This is a genomic window from Nocardia sp. NPDC003693, from assembly GCF_053981095.1.
Window position 1 is genome coordinate 228,592 of the sequence record NZ_JBSFNO010000002.1, and the last position, 20,965, is coordinate 249,556.

A 20,965-nucleotide genomic window follows, 5' to 3' on the forward strand; every position below is an offset into this window, starting at 1 on the left:
TCGTCGGACTCCGCGAGAAGGCGATCATGTCGATCTACGCTGCTGAAATGGCAGTTTCCGGCGGGAACCATCCCGACGTTCCAGAGTTCTTGACGTGGGAGGAACTCGGCAAACTCCCCGAAGAGATCGCCGAACAAATCGAGCTGTGGGATGGCAGGGTCATCTGGCTACACCGTGAACCGGTCGAGCATCAGACGTTCGCCCGTCGCATCACGAACGCGCTGGAGCGTTGCGCGCGCGAATGGATGTCGGACCACCCTGAACAGTGCTGGCGCTTGGGTTCGAAGCACAACGTATTCCTGGGCGGAACCGGAAAGTCCAACTTCCTCACACCGGACTTCCTGATCTTCCAGTGCCTTTCGTCGCCGTACCAGGACATACGGGCCGAGAACACGCTCTTGGCGGGCGAGGTCCTCTCCCCGTCCAACACTCCACCGGAGATGGGCGCGAAGATGACTCGCTACGCCAGCGCCGGAATCCCTTGGTACTGGGAGGTTTCACTCGACCCGGACACCAGCGCGATCGCCCGAGTCCAAGCCCACGCACTCGAACTCGAACCGGGCCGGCTGGTCGATGGCGTTCGCCCCTTGCGGCCGGCGAACTACATCCTCGCGGGCGAGTGGACCCGATCCGACACGGACGGAATCGAATTCGACTACCCGTTCCCCATCCGCATCCCGTGGGCCGAGCTCGCGTTCTGAGATCCGCCAACGCCGAACGCCCCCGCTCCGGGTGGGAGCGGGGGCGTTCGGGGGTTCAGGTGTGATCAGCCGAAGCCGACCGGATCACCAGGACGACTTGTGCACGCCCGGGAGTTCGCCGCGGTGGGCCATCTCGCGCAGGCAGATGCGGCACAGGCCGAACTTGCGGTAGACAGCGTGCGGGCGACCGCAGCGCTGGCAACGGGTGTAGGCGCGCACCGCGAACTTCGGCTTGGCGTTGGCCTTGTTGACGAGGGCTTTCTTGGCCATTCTCAGTTCTCCTTGAACGGGAAGCCGAGGTGCTTGAGCAGGGCGCGACCTTCTTCGTTGTTGGTCGCGGTCGTCACCACGGTGATGTCCATACCACGCGGACGGTCGATCTTGTCCACGTCGATCTCGTGGAACATCGACTGCTCCGAGAGGCCGAAGGTGTAGTTGCCGTTGCCGTCGAACTGCTTCGGCGACAGGCCGCGGAAGTCGCGGATACGGGGCAGCGCGATGGAGATCAGGCGATCCAGGAACTCCCACATGCGGTCGCCGCGGAGGGTGACCTTCGCGCCGATCGGCATGCCCTCACGCAGCTTGAACTGCGCGATCGACTTGGTGGCCTTACGGATCTCGGGCTTCTGGCCGGTGATCAGGGTGAGGTCGGCGACCGCACCGTTGATCAGCTTCGCGTCACGGGCGGCGTCGCCGACACCCATGTTCACGACGACCTTCACGACACCCGGGATCTGCATCACGTTGTCGTAGTTGAACTCGCTCTGCAGCGCGTCCTTGATCTCGGCGCGGTAGCGCGCCTTCAGGCGCGGCTGCACCTTGTTATCGGTCGAAGTCATCTCAGATGTCCTTCCCGTTGCGACGGGAGATGCGAACGCGCTTGCCGTTCTCATCCGTGCGGTAACCCACGCGGGTCGGCTGGCCGTCGGAGTCGACAACCATCACGTTGGAGGCCTGGATCGGCGCTTCCTGGGTGACGATGCCGCCCGAGCTGGCGCCACGCTGGTTCGCGGAATTCGCGACGTGCTTCTTGATCCGGTTGACGCCCTCGACCAGGACCTTGCCGGTCGCCGGGTAGGCCGTGATGACCTTGCCCTTGGCGCCCTTGTCCTTACCCGAGATGACGATCACGGTGTCGCCCTTGTGCACCTTCATGGTCAGAGCACCTCCGGAGCGAGCGAAACGATCTTCATGAACTTCTTCTCACGCAGCTCACGGCCGACCGGGCCGAAGATGCGGGTGCCGCGCGGATCGTTGTCCGGCTTGATCAGCACCGCGGCGTTCTCGTCGAACTTGATGTACGAGCCGTCCGGGCGACGACGCTCCTTGACGGTGCGCACGACGACGGCCTTGACGACCTCGCCCTTCTTGACGTTGCCACCGGGGATGGCGTCCTTCACGGTGGCGACGATGATGTCGCCGATACCGGCATAGCGACGCGCCGAACCACCGAGAACGCGGATGCAGAGAATCTCCTTGGCACCCGTGTTGTCGGCGACGCGCAGTCGCGACTCCTGCTGAATCACTTCAGCTCCTCCTAGACCTGGACGAAATGCGCGCCGGATTGCCGACCCGACGAGCATGGTCAGTTACCCACCGAACGCGCGCCTACCTGCGGTTCTACGATCGGAAACCCGATCGACCACTGGGGGTTCGCGGCCGGATTGCGGGTACAGGTCCCGCAGGCAACCGGTCAAGTGTAGCCAAGCCGCAGGTGGGAGTGAAATCGGGTAGGGGGTTCCGGGACAAGCCGGGGGATCGACGATTCAGCTCGCGCTCAGGGTCAGCCACTAGCGTCGATTCGGCAACGTCTCAGCAATGGCCGTTTTCCCCGGTAGAGGAGATTCGCGTTGAGTGATGAGCGCCCCTTCGCTCTCGATCGCCGTAGGTTCCTGATCGCGCTGGGGGTGCTGCCGGCGACGGCGCTGCTGCCCGCGTGTTCGCCCGACGACCAGAAGAAGACGCTGGCCGGGCCGGATATGTCGGGATCGGATCCGGCCGTCCGGCCGCAGGACGATCTGTACCGGTTCGTCAACGGTAAGTGGCTCGACGAGTACCAGCTGCCCCCGGACAAGGTGTCGTTCGGGACGTTCGACGAGGTCAACGACCGGGTCGAGGAGCAATTGCGGGAGATCGTGGAGGGCATCCACACCCCGCGGGCGGGCAGCGACGAGCAGCGGATCCGGGACCTGTACGACGGGCGCATGGATCTGACCGAGATCGAGAAGCTCGGTATGACGCCGCTGCGCGGGCTGTTCGACCGGATCGATCAGGCCGCGGGCAAGCCCGAACTGGCGGAGGTCATGGGCGGGCTGCCGGGGGTCGGGCTGATCGGGCTGGGGGTCGGGGCGAATCCGTCGGACTCCAACGCCTATCAGCCGTACGTCGTGCAGTCGGGACTCGGCCTGGGCGAGCAGTACTACCGCAGGCCCGAGAACGCCGAACAGCTCGCGGGGTACCGGACCTGCATGCGCGCGATGGCGGCCGGCGCGGGATTCGCCGACCCGGACGCCCTCGCCGACCGGGTGGTGGACCTCGAGACGCGCATCGCCGGATTCCACTGGGACAACGTCCGCACCCGCGACACCGACGCCACGAACAACCCGATGAGCTGGTCGGACATGGTCGCGCTCGGACCTCGATTCGACTGGGACACCTGGCTTGTCGGCAGCACGCAGCGGCCGAAGGAGTTGTTCGCCACGGTGAACGTGGGCGAGCCGTCCTTCGTGACCGGCGCCGCGGACCTGTGGGCCGAGACCGAATTGCCGCTCTGGAAGGACTATCTGAAGCTGGGGCTGGTTCGCGAGTTCGCCAACTACCTGCCCAAAAACGTCTCCGATCCGTACTTCGATTTCTTCGGCAAACAGATGGCGGGGTTGCGGCAGCGGCCGGAGCTGTGGAAGTCCGGAATCTCCACCGTCAACAGCACAGTCGGCGAGGCGCTCGGAAAACTGTACGTGGACAAGCACTTTCCGCCCTCGGCCAAGCAGCGGGCGCTGGAGATGGTGGACGATCTCAAGGCCGCCTACCGCGAGAACTTCCGTAATTCCGGCTGGATGTCGCCGCCGACCCGCGAGGCCGCCATCGTCAAACTCGACAAGATCGACGCCAAGATCGGGTACCCGGACAAGTGGGAGGACTATTCGAAGCTCACCGTCACGCGCGGAAAGCTCATCGAATCCCTCATCGCGGCAAACGAATTCGACGCGCGCCGCATGTTCGACCGGCTCGGCACGAAGGTCGACAAGACCGAGTGGGGCATGCCGCCGCAGACGGTGAACGCCTACTACAACCCGGCCGTCAACGAGATCGTGTTCCCCGCCGCGTTCTTGCAGCCGCCGTTCTTCGATCCCGACGCGCAGGCCGCGGTGAACTACGGCGCCGGCGGAGCGGTCATCGGGCACGAGATCGGGCACGGGTTCGACGATCAGGGCTCCAAGTATGACGGCGACGGCAACCTGAAGGACTGGTGGACGCCGGAGGACAGGGCCGCGTTCGAGGCCAAGACGAAGCAGCTCATCGAGCAGTACAACGCGCTCGTGCCGCAGGGGCTGCCCGCGGATCAGCATGTGAACGGCGAGCTGACCGTCGGCGAGAATCTGGCGGATCTGCGCGGGCTCGAGATCTCGCTGGCGGCCTATCGGCTGGTTCAACAGCGCGATGGTAAGGACGATCCGGACTTCCGGCCCATGTTCGAGTCGTGGGGGCGGACCTGGCGCACCGATATGACGACCGAGGCGCTGGAGAATCAGATCGCGAACGATCCGCACTCCCCCGCCGAATTCCGCTGCAATCAGGTGGTGCGCAATCTCGCCGAGTTCTACGACACCTACGGCGTGCACGAGGGCGACAAGCTGTACCTGGCGCCCGACCGGCGCGTGACTCTCTGACGCGGTTCCCGTATCCCCGGTAGCCTCGAGCCAGCAATTTCGGCTACCGGGAGGGTTCCACACGTGAGTTCGTCGGGTCCGGCGCGGATCGACCGCCGTGCTTTTCTCATCGCCCTGGGGCTGGTTCCGGCCGCGGCCGCGCTCGCTTCGTGTTCGAAGGACGAGGCGCCGCGCGCGCTGACGGGGCCGGATCTGTCCGGGGCCGATACGGCGGTGCGGGCGCAGGACGATCTGTACCGGCATGTCAACGGCAAGTGGCTGCGCGAGTACAAGCTGCCGCCGGACAAGGTCGCGTACGGCACCACCGGGGAGATCGCCGAACGCACCCAGGATCAGTTGCGGGCCATCATCGACGGCATCTCCGACCCGGAGCCGGGGTCCGAGGCGCAGCAGATTCGCGACCTGTACGACGCGCGCGTGGACTGGGACACCATCGAACAGCTCGGAATGACGCCGCTGCAGGGGTTGTTCGAGAAGATCGACAAGGCGCCGGGCAAGCCCGAATTGGCCAGGGTCATGGGGGAATTGCCGCTGGGCGGGCTGGTCTCGCTGAGCATCGGCATCGATCGCAAGGATTCCGACAGCTACATTCCCTCGGTCTGGCAGTCCGGGATCGGGCTGGAGCAGGACTACTACAGCAAGCCCGAGCACGCGGAGAAGCGCGCGGCCTACCGGGTCTACCTCGAGAAGATCGCCGCCGGAGCGGGTTTCGCGGACGCGGCCGGCATCGCGCAGCGGGTGTTCGACCTCGAGACCCGGATCGCGGCCGAGCACTGGGATCGCGTGCGCATGCGCGATGCCAACGCCACGTACAACCGCATGACCTGGACCCAATTGACCGAGCTCGGTAAGGGTTTCGACTGGGAGCCGTGGCTACTGGGCAACTCCGACCGGCCCAAGGAGCTGTTCGCGGACATCGTGGTCGGGCAGCCGTCGTACATTCCGGCGGCGGCGCGACTGTGGAGCGAGGTCGACATCGCGGTCTGGCGTGAGTATTTGAAGATCTCCCTGGTGCGCGGCTTCGCGAAGTACCTGCCGCAGCGGATCAACGACGCCAACTTCGATTTCTTCGGCACCGTCATGGCCGGGCAGCAGGAGCGGCCCGAGCGCTGGAAGTACGGGGTCTCCGCGGTCAACGACATGCTCGGCGAGCAGCTCGGAAAGCTGTACGTGGAGAAGCACTTCCCGCCCGAGGCCAAGGACGAGATCAAGCGGATGGTGGACGATCTGTTCGCCGCCTACCGCGAGGACTTCCGGAACTCGACGTGGATGACCCAGGCCACCAAGGACGCCGCGCTGGCCAAGCTGGACAAGATGCGGGTCAAGATCGGGTACCCGGACAAGTGGGAGGACTACTCCAAGCTCACCATCACCCGGGGCAAACTCGTCGAATCCATGCTCGCGATGTCGGCCTTCGAATCCCGCCGGGCCAACGATCGGCTCGGCAAGCCCGTCGACAAGGACGAATGGGGCATGAGCCCGCAGACGGTTAATGCCTACTATTCGCCGCCGAACAATGAAATCGCTTTCCCCGCAGCGTATTTGCAGTCGCCCAATTTCGATGTGCATGCCACGCGCGCGGTGAATTACGGCGGGATCGGCACCACGATCGGGCACGAGATCGGGCACGGCTTCGACGATCAGGGTTCCAAGTACGACGGCGACGGCAACCTGCGGGACTGGTGGACCGCGGCCGACCGCGCGGCGTTCGACGCGACCGCGCAGAAACTGGTGGACCAGTACAACGTGCTGGTGCCCGAGGGACTGGAACCGCCCGAACACGTCGACGGCAAGCTGACGCTCGGTGAGAATCTGGCCGATCTGCGCGGATTGCAGATCGCGCTGGCCGCCTACCGGGTGGCCGAGCAGCGCGACGGCAACGCCGATCCCGATTTCCGGGATCTGTTCCTGTCGTACGCGCGCGGCTGGCGGCAGGTCCAGACCCCCGAGATCACCGCGGAGCTGCTCACCGACACCCACTCCCCCAACGAGTTCCGCTGCAACCAGATCGTGCGGAACCTGCCGGAGTTCTACACCACCTTCGGGGTGGTGGAGAGCGACAAACTGTTCCTGGCGCCGGACAAGCGCGTCGCGCTGTAGGCGACTTCCCGGCGGATCGACGGCACCCGGGCCGCGGCTCGGGTGCCGTATCGCGTTCTCACCGTTCGGCGAGTTCCTCCAGCAGCTTCGGCGCGGCGGCCTGCCGCCAGGAATCGAGCACGATGGCCGCCAGTTCGTCGAGGTCGTCCAGCGCTTCGAGCCGGACCCGGACCCATGCCCCGCCCGCCTCGTGCGCGGCGACCCAGAACTTCTTCGGCTCGGCCAGCACCAGCTCGTTCCGCTCGGCGATGGGACATTTGACGGCCATGGACGTCTCCCCGTCCGGCAGCGTCAGAAAGAGCTTCTTCGCCACCCGGAACGTCGGCATCTCCCACTCGAACAGTTCCCGAACCTGCGGCAGCGCCAGCGCCGCCGCCCGAACATCATCCCCGACTACCTTCATGCCCCGATGTTCCCAGCCACGTACGACATGGTTACGGGCCGAGGGGGCGTTCGGGGTGCCGGAAAAGCCGGTGCCACCCTGAAGTCGGGTGGCACCGGCGCACAGCGGGTGTGTTCGAGAGATATCGACACGACCGCGGTGTTCGAAAAGCCGTGGAGCGTCGAACCTTACGCGGGCGGAGCCTACTTGGCGGCGTTCGCGAAGGCGGGCTCCAGCTTGTCCAGGACGTAGGGCAGGGACAGCGGGGTCGGCTGGTTCACCGCGGTGATCTCCTGCACGGTCAGGAAGACGAGGGAGTTCTTCTTCACCGACGGCAGGTCGTTGTAACCCGGGAGCTGCTTCCACTTCTCGTCCATGCCGGGCGAGTAGCCGGCCAGCACGAGATCGGCGTTCAGCTCGTCGAGGCGCTCGGGCGAGAGCGACAGGCGGCCACCGGTGCCACCCTGGGCGGCGAGGCCGGCCGGAACGGTCATGCCCTGCTGGGTGAACAGCGCGGCGGAGGGATCCTTGGCGTCGGTGAGCACCATCAGCTGCGCCGGGCTCGCGAGCCAGCTGCTGACGAAGGTCTTACCGGCCAGGGTCGGGTTCTTCTTGCCGATGGCCTCGATGCGCGCGTTGAGATCGGTGACGACCTTCTCCGCGGCCTCGTCCTTGTGCAGCACCTTGCCGAGGGCGCGCACCTGATCCGGCCAGGCGCCGACGGCATCCTTGGACAGGCTCGGGATGGTCGGGGCGACCTTGGACAGATCGCCGTACATCTTGGCGTCGGCCAGGAACGCGTCGACCAGGATGAGGTCCGGGGCCAGCGCCGCGACCTGCTCGACCACGTTGCCGGTGGTGTCCAGGGCCTTGGCCTGCTTCAGCGACTCCGGCTCCCAGGGGGTGACGCCCTTGCCGATCACGGCCACGTTGTCGATGTAGCCGACCGGCTGCACGCCGAGCACCTGGGCGGAATCGAGCCACTGGTTGCCGAGGGTGACGACGCGCTCGGGAACACCGTTGATGGTGGTCTCGCCCTGGGCGTGGGCGATGGTGACGGGTTCGCCACCGCCACCGGCCTCGTCCGACCCGCTACCGCAGGCGGCCAATCCGAGGGTGAGGGCGCCGGCGAGGGCGGCGACGGCCGCCCGCGTCCAACCGCGTGAACTGCGGACCGACTTCATCGATGGACCTCTCCTAGTAGAAAAGCTCAATCCCGCACGGGAGAGCCGGAGGTGAGCCTAGCCTAATTATCAATCCGGATACGGTGGCATGTTGCCGGTTCGATTCCCGTTAGGTCTGCCTATCGTGTTCCACAACCGTTAGGTTAGGGTTGCATAAGTAGTTGCGCAGTCGTTGTGCAGTTGTCGATCAAGATATTTGTCCCGAGGGTGATTGCGATGGAGCAAGTGGTGCCGGCGCTGACCGCTGTCGAGCGGCACCGGCTCGTGGACGAGTGGGCCAACGGCGTCGAGCTCTACGACGTGCCGCCGGTGACGAAGCTGATCGACTGCGGCCGCCGGGTGCCCATGGTGCGCACCGCGGTCCGCTACGGCGGGCACATCCTGACCTACGCCGAGCTGTACGGCTGCCTCGACGGCCGCGCGATCGGCAGCGCGGGCCCCTCGCTCGACGGCCTGGCCCGGCTGTTCCGCGATATCGCGGACGCCGCCGCCACCGATTCGGCGCTGATCCTCGACTCCCCCGGCATCACGCTGACCCCCGCCGCGCTGGCCGCCGCCGCAGATGATCGGCGGGCCGTGGTCGCGGACTGTCGTTCGGTGCGGGTGGACCCCGCCTACGGTTCGGCCGACGTGCGCCTGTTCGCCACGACCTGGGATTGCGCCGACGCCGCGGTGGAACTGCTGGCGGCGCTCGCCGACGGCGCCACCCTCGTGCTGGCGACCGCCGCCCAGCGCAACGATCCGATCGCCCTGGCCGAACTCATCTCGACCTGCGCCGCCACCCACGTGGTGGCCGAGGCGCACACCCTGGCCGCGCTCGCCGACCGCCCCGCGCCGGCGCTGCCGACCGTGCGGCGCTGGGACATCACCGGAACCGGCTGCCCGGCAATTCTTTCCGGCCTGCTCGGCTCCATCGCGCCGGGATCGGTGGCCGGGTTCGCGTACACCGCACCGGAATACGCGGGTGTCGCCGCGCGCGGCCCGCTGGACGGCACCGGACGGCTGCGCCCCATTCCGGGCGCACGGGTGCTGGTGCTCGACGCGGCGCTGGGCCTGGTCGGGCCGGGCGTGACCGGGGACGTGTACCTCGGCGGCGCGGCGCTGGCGGCCGATTCCGACATCGCCGCACTCGCGGATCCCTTTGCCCCCGATGGCCGAATCTACCCGACCGGTGCGCGCGGCCACTGGAACGCCGACGGCTGGCTCGTCTTCGACGTGGCCGAATCTACCAATGCCGCACATGTTTCCGAATTCGACCTGGACGACCCGAGCGATCCCGTCGACTTCGCCGCCTGAACTTTCTCCGAATAAACGGCGGAACATTACAATCTGCCCGAAATGTGTGATCTCCGGCGATATCGTGGAAATCACTCAGTGGCCGCCCGTCGCGACGACGCGAACCGGCGGACCTTTCGATCCTGGTCTCACCGTGAACGACCGACGGTGACGACCCCACCAATGGTGCTGTAGTCGTCGCGCCGTCTTCCCGGACCACGATCACCTGTCTCGATGCCCCGCGCACACCGGGCGTCGACGCTCGCGTTCTGGAAGGAGGGGCTATGCGCACGGAGTACGTGACGCCCGGCCCGGCAACTGCCGCATTCGAATTCCCGCTCCCCGACAGGGAACAGCTCCGCATCGCCATGGTGGTCCCACCGTATTTCGACATACCACCCAAGGCGTACGGCGGCGTGGAAGCGGTGGTCGCCGATCTGGTCGACGCGCTCAGCGATCGCGGGCACCGGGTGACGCTGTTCGGCGCGGGTGTGAACGGCACCCGCGGCAGGCTGGTCTCGCTGTGGGACGAGATCCAATCGGACGGCCTGGGCAATCCCTTCCCGGAAGTGCTGCACGCGTTGAAGGTTCGGCACGCCATCGAGGAACTCGCCCTGCTGGAGGGCCTGGACCTGGTGCACGACCACACCTTCGCCGGACCGCTCAACATGCCCGTCTACGGCGCGCTCGGCCTGCCGACCGTGGTGACCGTCCACGGTCCGGTCACCGGTGATCCGTACCCGTACTATCGCGCGCTCGGCTCGGACGCGCACCTGGTGGCCATCAGCGATCGACAGCGCGTGCTGGCCCCGGACCTCAATTGGGTTGGACGCGTGCACAATGCGCTCCGTGTCCCGGATTGGCCCTTCCGGCCCGAGAAACAGGACTACGCTCTGTTCCTGGGCCGGTTCACCGAGGAGAAGGCGCCGCATCTGGCACTGGAGGCCGCGCACGCCGCCGACATCCCGCTGATCCTCGCCGGAAAGTGCGCCGAACCGCCCGAGATGAGGTATTTCGACAGTGCGGTAAGGCCATTGCTCACCGAACGCGATCACCTGTTCGGAATGGCCGACGCCGCCGCCAAACGCACACTGCTGGCCGGGGCGAGTTGCCTGCTGTTCCCGGTCCGCTGGGAGGAACCGTTCGGCATGGTCATGATCGAGGCGATGGTCTGCGGCACGCCCGTGGTCGCCCTGCGCGGAGGCGCGGTCGCCGAGGTCATCGTGGACGGCGTCACCGGGCGCGTCTGCGACGATCCGAGCGAACTCCCCACCGCCATCAAGGAAGTGCGGACCTACGATCCGCGGGCCATGCGCGATCACGTGGCCGCGCACTTCGGGGCGGACACCCTGGGCCGGGGGTACGAGGAGATCTATCACCGCGTGCTGCGCGCCCGTGACCACCACCGCGGCAACCGGGTCCCCGTCGTGCACGCCCGATCCGCCGATGCCGCACCACAATCCATGCCGCCGAATCGGTGACGCCACCCGGGCCGGGCGTGGACACGACACAGGAAGGCTCCTATGAACGGAGAGGCCCCGGCCGCTCTGAACACCGGTGAACCCTCGGCGCTGGGCGGACTCAGCGGTGCGGTAACCCTGGTGGAGAGCAGCACCTTCTGTCTATCGGACCGGCTCGGCGACGTGGAACCGGGCACGCCGTACGGCCTGTTCTACCGCGACGCCCGGGTGCTGTCCCGCTGGGAGTTGCGCCTGGACGGGCAACGGCCCGAACCACTCTCGGTGCTGAACCCGGAGGCCTTCACCGCCCGGTTCATACTGCGCCGGCCCCCGCGGGCCGGCGCCGCCGACAGCACCGTGCTCGTGGTCCGGGAGCGACTGGTCGCCGACGGGCTCCGGGAAACGATCACGGTGGAGAACCTGGGGCGCGAAACCACCGCCCTGGACCTGCAATTGCACATCGACGCCGACTTCGTCGACCTGTTCGCGGTCAAGGAGGGCCGCACCGCCAGCGCGCGGGCAGAGATCATGGTCGCCGACGTGGAGCTGCTGCTGAACGATCGCGCGGACCGGACCCGCGGACTGGCGGTCTCGTCCTCGGAAACCCCGGTGGTACTGCCCGGTTCGCTGTCGTGGCGGGTGGTGGTCCCGGCCGGCGGGAGCTGGCAGACCGAGATCCTGGCCCAGCCGACGCACGGCGGCCAGTCGGTGCACTCACCACCGCGCACGGGTGAGCAGTACGAACTCAGCGAGCCCAGTCGCAAGATCGCGGCGTGGCGCGATACCGCCACCAACGTCACCGCCTCCGATCCGCACCTGGCCCGGGTGCTGCGCCGCACCGAAAGCGATTTGGGCGCACTGCAGATCCACGACGAGACCCGCGGCGGGCGGCCCTTCGTGGCAGCGGGCGCGCCGTGGTTCATGACGCTGTTCGGTCGCGATTCGCTGCTGACCGCGTGGATGGCACTGCCGCTGGACGTCGGACTGGCGGTGGGCACCATGCAGCAGCTCGCGGAAATGCAAGGGACGAAGCAGGATCCTCTCACCGAGGAGCAGCCCGGGCGCATCATGCACGAGATGCGGCGCGGGCCGGCCAGCGGGCAGGTGCTCGGCGGCGAGACCTACTACGGAACCATCGACGCGACACCGCTTTTCGTCATGCTGCTGGCGCAGGCTCGACGATGGGGCGCGGACGTGGAGGCGGTGCGCGCGCTGCTGCCCGCCGCCGACGCGGCCCTGGCCTGGATCGCCGACTACGGCGATCGGGACGGCGACGGCTTCGTGGAGTATCGGCGCGCCACCGACCGGGGCCTGATCAACCAGGGCTGGAAGGACAGTTTCGACGGCATCAACGACGTGCTCGGTCACCTGCCCGAACCGCCGATCGCGCTGTGCGAGGTGCAGGGTTACGTGTACGCCGCCCTGCTGGCGCGCGCGGATCTGGCCGAGGAGTTCGGTGACACAACCACATCCGGGCACCTGCGGGATCGGGCCGCGGAGTTGCGCACCAAGTTCGCCGAGGCGTTCTGGCTGCCCGAGAAGGGCTGGTTCGCCGTGGCCCTGGACGGCAACAAACGCCGGCTGGACGCGCTCACCAGCAATATCGGGCACTGCCTGTGGTCCGGCATCGTCTCGGACGAGCACGCGGCCATCGTGATCGACCGGCTCGCCGCCGGGGACATGGACAGCGGATTCGGCCTGCGCACACTGTCTTCCCGGATGGGCGCGTACAACCCGATGAGCTATCACAACGGGTCGGTGTGGCCGCACGACACCGCGATCGGCGTCGCCGGGCTGCTGAAGTACCGGCACATCCCGGGAGCCATCGACCTGGCGACCCGACTGGCCGACGGACTGTGGGACGCGGCGGCCGCGTTCGGCGGCCGGCTGCCCGAATTGTTCTGCGGTTTCCCGCGTTCCAAGTTCGCCGCGCCGGTGCCCTATCCCACCTCCTGCTCCCCGCAGGCGTGGGCCAGCGCCGCGCCGCTGCTGCTGGTGCGCTCGTTCCTCGGACTGGATCCGGACGTGCCGCGCCGCTCGCTGACGGTGCTGCCGCATCTGCCCGCGCGCTGGGGGCGGATCGAGCTCACCGATCTGCGGCTCGGCGGCGCGCTGATCGACCTCGCGGTGGAGGGCGATCGGGTGACGGCGTCGCATCTGCCCGACGACTGGCAGCTCATCACACACTGAGCGTTCGGACCCGGGTCGCCGCCGCCCCAGCCGGTGGCGGCGACCCGGGGTCTGTCGGCGTGCGGCGCTCAGGGCGCGCACGCCGAGGTTCCGGTGTTCGGTGTGCCGGTCGGCCTCGGGATCGGCGCGGCGGCACCGTCGCGCGCCGCCGCGGCGTCGAGATCGATGTCGAACTCGGTACGGAAGTGCGCGACCAGCAGGGCCGCCAGCTCGGCGACGGTCGGCGCGTCGAAGACGACCCGGACCTCGAACTCCACGCCGAACTCCGCGCGAATCCGCGCGACCAGCCGGGCCGCCAGCAGCGAATGACCACCCAGATCGAAGAACGAGTCGTCCGCGCCGACGCCCCGGCGTTCGAAGAGCCGACCGTAGATCTCGCACACCCGGCGCTCGGTGGCGGTGGCCGGGGCGCGGTGCGAACGGTGGGCGGCGGCGGTCACCGGTGCGGGCAGCGCCCGCCGGTCGAGCTTGCCGTTGACCGTCAGCGGAATCTCGTCGATGACCGCGAAGGCGGTGGGCAGCATGTAGTCCGGGAGCACCGTCGCGGCGTGGGCGAGAACCGCGTCGACCGAGACGACCCGCCCGGCCGCGGGAACCAGGTAGGCCGCGAGCGACGGTCCGTTGGCCGGATCCCGGATCGCCGTCACCACGCAGTGCCCGACCGTGGGATGCGAGGTCAGCGCGGCTTCGACCTCGCCCGGTTCGATGCGGTAGCCGCGAACCTTGACCTGCTCGTCGGCCCGGCCCACGAACTCGATCTCGCCGAACTCGTTGCGGCGGGCCAGATCCCCGGTGCGGTACAGGCGCGCGCCCGGGGTGAACGGGTCGGCGACGAATCGCTCGGCGGTGGCGCCGGGACGGCCCAGGTAGCCGCGCGCCAATTGCGCACCACCCAGATAGATCTCGCCCACGACACCGGCGGGCACCAGACCGAGCGCCGCGTCCAGGACATAGGCGTGCACGTTCTGGTTCGGTATGCCGATGGGCACGATGCCCGTGCCCTGCGGGCCCTCGACCGGCATGTGGGTCGCGCAGACCACGGCCTCGGTGGGGCCGTAGTGGTTCCGCAGTTCCGCGTCGAAGACGGTGGCGAACCGGTCGGCGACCTCGCCGGACAGCGCCTCGCCGCCCACCGGAACCTGGCGCAGGGCACGCCATTCGCTCACCTCGGGCAACAGCAGCAGCGTGCTCAGCATGGAGGGGATCAGGTGCAGCACCGTCACGCGGTGGCGGGCGATGAGATCGGCGAGGTAGCGAATGTCGCGGAAGGCATCGGGTTTGGGGACGACGAGCTGCGCGCCCAGCACCAGGGTGACGAAGATATCCAGGAGCGAGGCGTCGAAGCTCACCGAGGAGGACTGCAGCAGCCGGTCCCGCGCGGTCATCCCCCATTCCGCCACGAAACCGGTGACGTGCTCGGCGATCGCCGCGTGCTCGACCGGGACGCCCTTGGGCCGGCCGGTGGAGCCGGAGGTGTAGATGACGTACGCCAGGTGCGAAGGGCGGAGCGGGCGCACACGGTCGGCGTCGGTGGGCGCGGTCGCGGGCAGACCCGCGGCGTCGGCTTCGGCCACCGCGAAGGTATCGGGGTCGAGCACCAGGCGAGGGCGGGAATCCGCGATCAGCTGTTCGATACGGGCCGGCGGATACGCCGGATCGATGGGCAGGTAGGCCGCGCCGGCCTCGAGCACCGCGAACAGCGCCACAATGAATTCGACCGACATGCTCATGCGCAGACCCACGATGTCCTCGGGGCCGAGTCCCTCGCGAATGAGCCGGTGCGCCAAGCGGTGCACGCGGGTGGCGAGATCGGCGTAGGTGAGGCGCTCGGTGTCCGAGACCACGGCCGTCGCGTGCGGGGTCGCGACCACCGACCGTTCGAAGAGCGCGACCATCGTGGTGGGGGCCAGGGGAACGGACGGGCCGCGCGAGAGGTCCAGGAGTTCGGCGGCAGCGTCCGGGCCGAGCATGTCGAGGGTGCGGATGCGACGATCCGGTGTGGTCAGGGCGCTGTCCAGGTAGTGGACGAAGTGCTCGAGCATGCGCCGCACCAGCGCGCCGGAGAGCACGTCGACCTGATACTCGGCCGTCAGCACGGCCGCGGGCGCGACACCCGCGCCCGGCGCGGCGGTCACCACGGCCAGCGCCAGTGGCACCTGCGCGGTCGGTGCGCCCGGCTCATCGAGCTTTGTCGCCTCGATGCCGTCCAGGTCGAAGCCACCGCTGCCCCCGCGCACGCTGAACGCCAGCCGCACCAGGTGTTCCATGCCGTCGCGACCACCGGTGCGCTCGGGATTCACCTCGCGCACCACCCGGTCGATGCCCACGCCCCGGCGGGCGAAAGCCGCCAGGCAGGACTGCGCGGTGGCCGCCACAACCTCGGTGAAAGACGCTCCGGCGTGGATTGTTTCGCGGATGAGCAGGGTGTTGCCGAAATAGCCGATCAGGTCCGAGGCCGCGGCGGAGCGGCGTTCGGTGGCCGGGATGGCGATGAGGAAATCGCCCGCCGCGGTGTAGCGCTCGATCAGGGCGGCATAGGTGGCGAGCAGCACCGTGAAGGGGCTCACCGCGTGGGCGCGCGCGAAGTCGTCCAGCCGGTCGAGCAGACCGGCGGGCAGCGGAACGGTGCAGCGGGCGGCATCGCGACCGGGGGTGTGCACGGCGGCGCCGGGTAATTCCAGGGGTTCGGGGATGTGACGCAGCGCGGTACGCCAGTAGTCGATGTCCACGGGATCCGGGGCGGGCGCGTCCAGGACCTCGAGATCGACGAATTGGGCTGGGAGGGGATCTTTCTCGGCGCCCCGGTAGGCGGAGTTCAGGTCGGCGAACAGCACGCCCCACGAGTCGTCGTCCCAGCAGATGTGGTGCGCGGACAGCAGCAGCACGTGCTCGCGAACGCCGGTGCATAGCAGGCTCACCCGCAACGGCGCGTCGACGGACAGGTCGAAGGCGCGGGCGAACTCCCGGCGCGCCAGCACCTCCACCCGGACGGCGCGGCCGGTCTCGGGCAGCTCGGTGAGATCGTGGTATTGCCAGGGCACCTCGGCGGTGTGGGCGCGGACCTGGAAGGGCTCGCCGTCGGCGTCGACGCCGTACGTGGTGCGCAGGATGTCGTGCCGGGCATAGACCGCGGTGAACGCGGCGTGGAGCCGGAGTTCGTCGAGATCGCCCGAAAGCCGGTAGGCGACACAGATGTTCAGGGTCGTATCGAGCGGATCGCGGGTCTGCAGGAACCACATCCGGCGCTGCCCGGCCGACAGCGGTCGCGGCTCCACCACTGTGCCGCGCACCTCGGCTCCGGCGCGGCTCACCGCGGTAAATCCTTGTTCGGGCGGGACGCGGTGCACCCGCCCCCGGCCTCCGAACAGTGCACGGTGCCGAGCATTACCATGGGCTCTCCTCAATTGGTTCGGGCAGGTTTCGGTCGGTTCCACAACTTTCGATCGAAACGCACACTGCCACAGCGACTTTCGCCGTCGGGCTAGCGGTTCGATCCCGCCCGCTCGTGAGCCCGGAGCCTCCGCCCCACCGGCTCCGGCATCAGCACCCGATCCGAAAGTTCGCCCAGGCAACTGAGATTCGGGAAACCGGGGCCCTGCGCCAGCGCCGCCAGATTCGGTAGATACAGCTTCGCGCCCAGCCCGGATACGGCCAGGTCGTAGCCGATCGCGTTCTCGATGCGCGCCTGCGTGAGCGGCCCGCCCACCGCCAGTTCGAGCAGATCCGTCGCTGTCGCGTCGAACAGATCGAGGAACCACAGCGGTTGCCCGCCGATGGCATCGACCACCAGATCGAAGGCGTGCACCTGATCCGAACGCCGATCGTTGGCCAGGGTCAGCGCGACCTGCCCGTCCTGATCGGACATCGCGGTCACCCTACCCTGCAGATGATGAACCCGGTTGTCGCCCAGCAGCGTTTCCTGCACGCGCACCGAGAACACCCCGCGATCGGTCCGGCGGATCACGTCGCGACGCTCGTCGGCGCCGAGCGTGCCCCACTTCGTGGGATCACTGAACAGCGAGTTCTCGAAGAAGCTCTCGCCCCGGGTGTACAGGGTCGCGTTCGGCGAAATCACCGAGACCGTGAGCATTTCGTGCCGCACCAGCTCGTCCAGCGCCGAGCCCGCCGTCTCGCCGCCGCCGATCACCGCCGCCCGCGAGGACGGGGGCAACTGCCGCCGTCCGGCCAGATCCCAGAAGCGCGCAATGCTCAGCACCTTCGGATGCGCACTGAAGGCCCGGTCGCTGCGGCCCGGGCCGGTGATCATGACCGCGTCACAATCGATTTCGCTGTCGCCGCCGTCGGCGTCGGCGACCGTGACCAGCCAGCCGTCCGCCGCCGCGGCGATGCCGGTGACGCTGCCCGCGATCAGTTCCATGTCCGTCCCGCGGCCCACCCACTGCAGGTACTTGGCCCAGACGTGATGCTGGGGCGCGGGCCGGCCGCGATCGATCCACTCGGCGTAGGTGCCGTGTTCGATCAGGAAGGCGTTCCAGCTGAAATGCCGCATGGCCGCGTCGATCTCGCGATTGCGCCCGCGCGCCCAGGTCGAGTGGTACGGGAACCCGACATCCTTCTCCGGGCTCGTGCCGAGCCGATGCTGCCCATCGGTCCAGCCGCCGCTGGGCAGCCAGTTTCCGCCCACCGCATGCGATTCCACCACCACGACGCGTGGCGCGGGCAACCCGAGCTTTCGTAACACCTGCGACTTCGCCGCTACGGCAAGGGCTTTCGGACCCGCCCCGACCACCAGAACTGTGTCCACCGGTTCTCCCGCCTGTCACGGTTGCCCACTGTTGTCCACAGTGGGTAACCACCGCTCCGGTTATAGTTGCATAGGCTTACCTAATTTTGTGGGGCCACGTTCGGGCCGCGCCGGCAAGGAATCGGCGTCGGCGATCCGGAATCGCCGCCCACGCAGCCGCGTTGTCGCCTGATATGACCACTCACGCACCGCTCATCGACGCCTCCACCGATTTCGGCGCACGGGTCGCCGCGCGCCTGCAACGCGACAATGTCATCTGGCTCACCACGACCGGGGCCGACGGCACCCCGCAGCCCAACCCGGTCTGGTTCCTGTGGAACGGAACCGAATTCCTGCTCTTCAGCAAGCCCGGACAGGCCAAGCTGCGCAACATCGCCCGGCAGCCGCGCGTCTCGCTGAACTTCAACTCCACCTTCGACGGCGGCGACTTCGCCATCTTCGTCGGCGACGCGCACATCGCGACCGAGCCCGCCACCGCCGCGGAGATCGCCGACTACACCGAGAAGTACACCGGCGGGCTCGCGAGCCTGAACTTCACGGCCGAGGCGTTCTTCGCCGAATACAACACCCTGGTCCGCATCACTCCCGACAAACTGCGCGGGTACTGACCCCACTAGGGTCCTATCGGTGAGACGCAGGCAGCAGCCGCCGCTACCCAAGCGGCACGGGTTGGACCCCGCGCGGCTGCGGCTGCCCGAGGACGGAACGTGGACGACCATCCGCGACCACCTCGTGGAACGCCTGCCGCGCGTGGACCCGGCGCGCATCGACGAACTGCTGCGCAGCGGCGGCATCGTCGACCTGGACGGGCCCATCGCGCCGGACGCGGCCTACGTGCCCGGCGGCGCGGTGTGGTTCCACCGCGACCTGCCCGACGAGGCCGAGGTGCCGTTCGAGATCGGCATCGTGCACCGCGACGAGCGGCTGCTCGTCATCGACAAGCCACACTTCCTGTCCACCATCCCGCGCGGGCAGCACATCCTGCAGACCGCGCTCGTGCGGCTGCGCCGCGACCTCGAGCTGCCGGACCTGGTGCCGGCGCACCGGCTCGACCGGGTCACCGCCGGACTGGTCATGTTCATCGTCGACCCGGCCGCCCGCGGCGCGTACCAGACCATGTTCCACCGGCGGGTGGTCCGCAAGGAGTACGAGGCCATCGCCCGGTTCGACCCCGCCCTCGACCTGCCCCGCACGGTGGTGAGCCGCATCGTCAAGGAGCGGCAGGTGCTCAAGGCGTACGAGGAGCCCGGCGAGCCCAACGCCGAGACCCGGATCGAGCTGCTCGATCAGCGCGACGGACTCGGCCGGTATCGCCTGTCGCCCGCGACCGGGCGCACCCATCAGCTCCGATTGCACATGAACGGCCTGGGTATCCCGATCCTGGGCGACGACTTCTACCCCGAGCTCACCGACAAACCCGTGGACGACTACACCCGCCCACTCCAGTTGCTCGCCTGCGCACTCGAATTCACCGATCCACTGACCGGCGCCCCGCGCCGTTTCGAAACCGGCCGCACCCTGCAGGCCTGGGACGATTTCGCGGGCTGGAACGGGCCGGCTACGACCGGCTGATTCGAGCGAACCGAGCGGTATTACCCACATTCGAAGTGCGCGCTCAGAATTGCTACGTACACTGGCCGAGATGTCTCAGAACGATAACGGTGCGGTCGCTGTCCTCCCGGCCCCGACCGAACAGCCCCGCCATCGCATGCACGCCTACATCGATGTGGCGGTCGTTGTCGTCGTCCTGACCTGCACGAATCTCATCGCGCACTTCACGACCCCCTGGGCCAGCATCGTCTCGGTTCCGATTGCCGCGGTAGTGCTGCTGGCGATGGTCCGGCGCCGCGGACTGGCCTGGTCCGAACTCGGACTCTCCCCGCGACACTGGCGGCAGGGCTCGCTCTGGGCCCTCGGCGCGGTCGGGCTCGTGCTCACGGTCGTCGCCATCGGCGCGATCCTGCCGGTGACGCGGCCGTTCTTCCTGGCCGATCGCTACGCCACCATCTCCGGCGCGCTCATCGCGTCGATGATCGTCATTCCGCTGCAGACGGCCATCCCGGAAGAGCTCGCCTTCCGCGGCGTCCTGCACGGCACCCTCGATCGCGCCTACGGGGCGCGCGGCGTATTCGCGGCCGGATCAATGCTTTTCGGGCTCTGGCACATCGCGTCGTCGCTCGGACTGACCAGCGGCAACAAGGGGCTGAGCGGATTCCTGGGCGGCGGCGTCGCCGGCCAGATCGCCGGTATCGCACTGGCGGTGATCGCCACCGCGGCCGCGGGCGCGGTCTTCACCTGGCTGCGCCGGCGCAGCGGCAGCCTGCTCGCGCCCATCGCCCTGCACTGGTCGGTGAACGGCGCGGGCGCGCTGGCCGCGGCCCTGGTCTGGCACACGACCCTGAGCTGAGCGACCCCCGACAACAGGGAGGGCCAGGCTGACCAGGGAACAGAGGAATGGCGTCAGCCTGGCCCGGACGGTTCGGCGTGGTCGGGCCACACCGAACCGGGTCTGAGGGTCAGGAACCCAGGAAGCCCAGCGGGCTCGCGCCGCAGGTGGCGCTGCCGGTCAGGGTCGGCTGCAGCACGTTCACCTTCAACTCCCACGCCGAACCCTGCAGGGTCGAGATGGTGTGCGTGCCGGCCTTCTTGGGCGTCCACTGGATCGTGGCCTTGCCGCCGGACGGCTTGACCGGGCTACCGGCGATGACCAGGCCGTTGTCGTAGAACCACGCCTCGAACCAGTGGTCGTAGGTGGCCGTGATCTCGTAGGTGCAGGCCGCGTAGATCTTGTCGGCGTTGACCGAGATGCCGGTGGGAACGGCGCCCGCGTAGGGGGCGGCCATCGCCACCGAACAGCCGAGCGCGGCCAGGGCGGTCGCCCCGACGCCGGCGCGCCGGGCCATGCGCGTGGTCACGGACTGCTTCATGTCACTCCTCGATGCCTGCCCGCGTTGTGTGCGGTCGGCGAACTGTATCGGTTGTCCAGTTCACTATGGGGCACTTTGCCCGAAAAACTGA

General features: G+C 68.2%; 17 protein-coding genes and 1 pseudogene. 9 read left to right on the plus strand and 9 right to left on the minus strand.

The window, feature by feature from the left end:
* Window positions 1-26 precede the first annotated feature (26 nt).
* A complete protein-coding gene (locus ACWDOP_RS04845) occupies window positions 27-701 on the plus strand; it encodes a Uma2 family endonuclease (protein WP_456343963.1) in 675 nt (224 codons plus the stop codon).
* Between the two features lie 84 nt (window positions 702-785).
* On the opposite strand, the gene ACWDOP_RS04850 is transcribed toward ACWDOP_RS04845, so the two are convergent.
* From ACWDOP_RS04850 to rplN, 4 genes are read right to left on the minus strand one after another with little or no spacing between them, the layout of a single operon-like run.
* Entirely contained in the window at window positions 786-971 is a 186-nt protein-coding gene (locus tag ACWDOP_RS04850) for a type Z 30S ribosomal protein S14 (RefSeq protein WP_067695781.1), read from the minus strand.
* A gap of 2 nt (window positions 972-973) precedes the next feature.
* Window positions 974-1,540 carry a 50S ribosomal protein L5 gene (gene rplE, locus ACWDOP_RS04855; protein ID WP_067543789.1) on the minus strand — a complete coding sequence of 189 codons (567 nt, stop codon included), beginning with the start codon at window positions 1,538-1,540 and terminating at the stop codon, window positions 974-976.
* A gap of 1 nt (window position 1,541) precedes the next feature.
* A complete protein-coding gene (gene rplX, locus ACWDOP_RS04860) occupies window positions 1,542-1,856 on the minus strand; it encodes a 50S ribosomal protein L24 (protein WP_454206365.1) in 315 nt (104 codons plus the stop codon).
* Between the two features lie 2 nt (window positions 1,857-1,858).
* Window positions 1,859-2,227, minus strand: coding sequence for a 50S ribosomal protein L14 (rplN, locus tag ACWDOP_RS04865; RefSeq protein ID WP_354986627.1), 369 nt, complete (start codon window positions 2,225-2,227; stop codon window positions 1,859-1,861).
* Between the two features lie 324 nt (window positions 2,228-2,551).
* Here rplN and ACWDOP_RS04870 point away from each other — a divergent pair, with 324 nt between their 5' ends.
* On the plus strand, window positions 2,552-4,591 hold the full coding sequence (locus tag ACWDOP_RS04870) for a M13 family metallopeptidase (RefSeq protein ID WP_456343964.1): 2,040 nt from the start codon (window positions 2,552-2,554) through the stop codon (window positions 4,589-4,591).
* 63 nt (window positions 4,592-4,654) lie between these two features.
* Entirely contained in the window at window positions 4,655-6,691 is a 2,037-nt protein-coding gene (locus tag ACWDOP_RS04875; protein ID WP_454206368.1) for a M13 family metallopeptidase, read from the plus strand.
* A 58-nt stretch (window positions 6,692-6,749) separates the two neighbouring features.
* Here ACWDOP_RS04875 and ACWDOP_RS04880 read toward each other — a convergent pair whose 3' ends face one another.
* On the minus strand, window positions 6,750-7,094 hold the full coding sequence (locus ACWDOP_RS04880) for an MmcQ/YjbR family DNA-binding protein (protein WP_454206370.1): 345 nt from the start codon (window positions 7,092-7,094) through the stop codon (window positions 6,750-6,752).
* 182 nt (window positions 7,095-7,276) lie between these two features.
* Complete coding sequence (locus ACWDOP_RS04885; protein ID WP_456343965.1) at window positions 7,277-8,257, minus strand: ABC transporter substrate-binding protein; 981 nt, start codon at window positions 8,255-8,257, stop codon at window positions 7,277-7,279.
* Between the two features lie 216 nt (window positions 8,258-8,473).
* On the opposite strand from ACWDOP_RS04885, the gene ACWDOP_RS04890 reads away from it, so the two are divergent.
* From ACWDOP_RS04890 to ACWDOP_RS04900, 3 genes are all read left to right on the plus strand, one after another.
* On the plus strand, window positions 8,474-9,553 hold the full coding sequence (locus ACWDOP_RS04890) for an AMP-binding protein (RefSeq protein ID WP_456343966.1): 1,080 nt from the start codon (window positions 8,474-8,476) through the stop codon (window positions 9,551-9,553).
* A 347-nt stretch (window positions 9,554-9,900) separates the two neighbouring features.
* Window positions 9,901-11,013, plus strand: a complete 1,113-nt coding sequence (locus ACWDOP_RS04895; protein ID WP_456344054.1) for a glycosyltransferase family 4 protein — start codon at window positions 9,901-9,903, stop codon at window positions 11,011-11,013.
* 42 nt (window positions 11,014-11,055) lie between these two features.
* Window positions 11,056-13,182 (plus strand): amylo-alpha-1,6-glucosidase, encoded by a 2,127-nt coding sequence (locus ACWDOP_RS04900; RefSeq protein WP_456343967.1) that lies wholly within the window; start codon window positions 11,056-11,058, stop codon window positions 13,180-13,182.
* A gap of 155 nt (window positions 13,183-13,337) precedes the next feature.
* Here ACWDOP_RS04900 and ACWDOP_RS04905 read toward each other — a convergent pair.
* Both ACWDOP_RS04905 and ACWDOP_RS04910 read right to left on the minus strand, forming a co-directional pair.
* Window positions 13,338-16,493: pseudogene (locus ACWDOP_RS04905) on the minus strand (non-ribosomal peptide synthetase); the annotation flags it as partial.
* Window positions 16,494-16,663: 170 nt separating this feature from the next.
* Window positions 16,664-17,947 (minus strand): SidA/IucD/PvdA family monooxygenase, encoded by a 1,284-nt coding sequence (locus ACWDOP_RS04910; RefSeq protein WP_456343968.1) that lies wholly within the window; start codon window positions 17,945-17,947, stop codon window positions 16,664-16,666.
* A gap of 173 nt (window positions 17,948-18,120) precedes the next feature.
* Here ACWDOP_RS04910 and ACWDOP_RS04915 point away from each other — a divergent pair, with 173 nt between their 5' ends.
* The 3 genes from ACWDOP_RS04915 to ACWDOP_RS04925 all read left to right on the plus strand — a co-directional run bounded on the left by ACWDOP_RS04915 (window position 18,121) and on the right by ACWDOP_RS04925 (window position 20,354).
* Complete coding sequence (locus ACWDOP_RS04915) at window positions 18,121-18,555, plus strand: TIGR03667 family PPOX class F420-dependent oxidoreductase (RefSeq protein WP_454206382.1); 435 nt, start codon at window positions 18,121-18,123, stop codon at window positions 18,553-18,555.
* 19 nt (window positions 18,556-18,574) lie between these two features.
* Window positions 18,575-19,519, plus strand: a complete 945-nt coding sequence (locus ACWDOP_RS04920) for an RluA family pseudouridine synthase (RefSeq protein ID WP_456343969.1) — start codon at window positions 18,575-18,577, stop codon at window positions 19,517-19,519.
* Between the two features lie 136 nt (window positions 19,520-19,655).
* Complete coding sequence (locus tag ACWDOP_RS04925) at window positions 19,656-20,354, plus strand: CPBP family intramembrane glutamic endopeptidase (protein WP_454206439.1); 699 nt, start codon at window positions 19,656-19,658, stop codon at window positions 20,352-20,354.
* A 109-nt stretch (window positions 20,355-20,463) separates the two neighbouring features.
* On the opposite strand, the gene ACWDOP_RS04930 is transcribed toward ACWDOP_RS04925, so the two are convergent.
* The gene (locus ACWDOP_RS04930; RefSeq protein WP_454206386.1) at window positions 20,464-20,874 is read right to left on the minus strand and encodes a hypothetical protein; all 411 of its coding nucleotides are present in this window, start codon (window positions 20,872-20,874) and stop codon (window positions 20,464-20,466) included.
* Window positions 20,875-20,965: the final 91 nt, after the last annotated feature.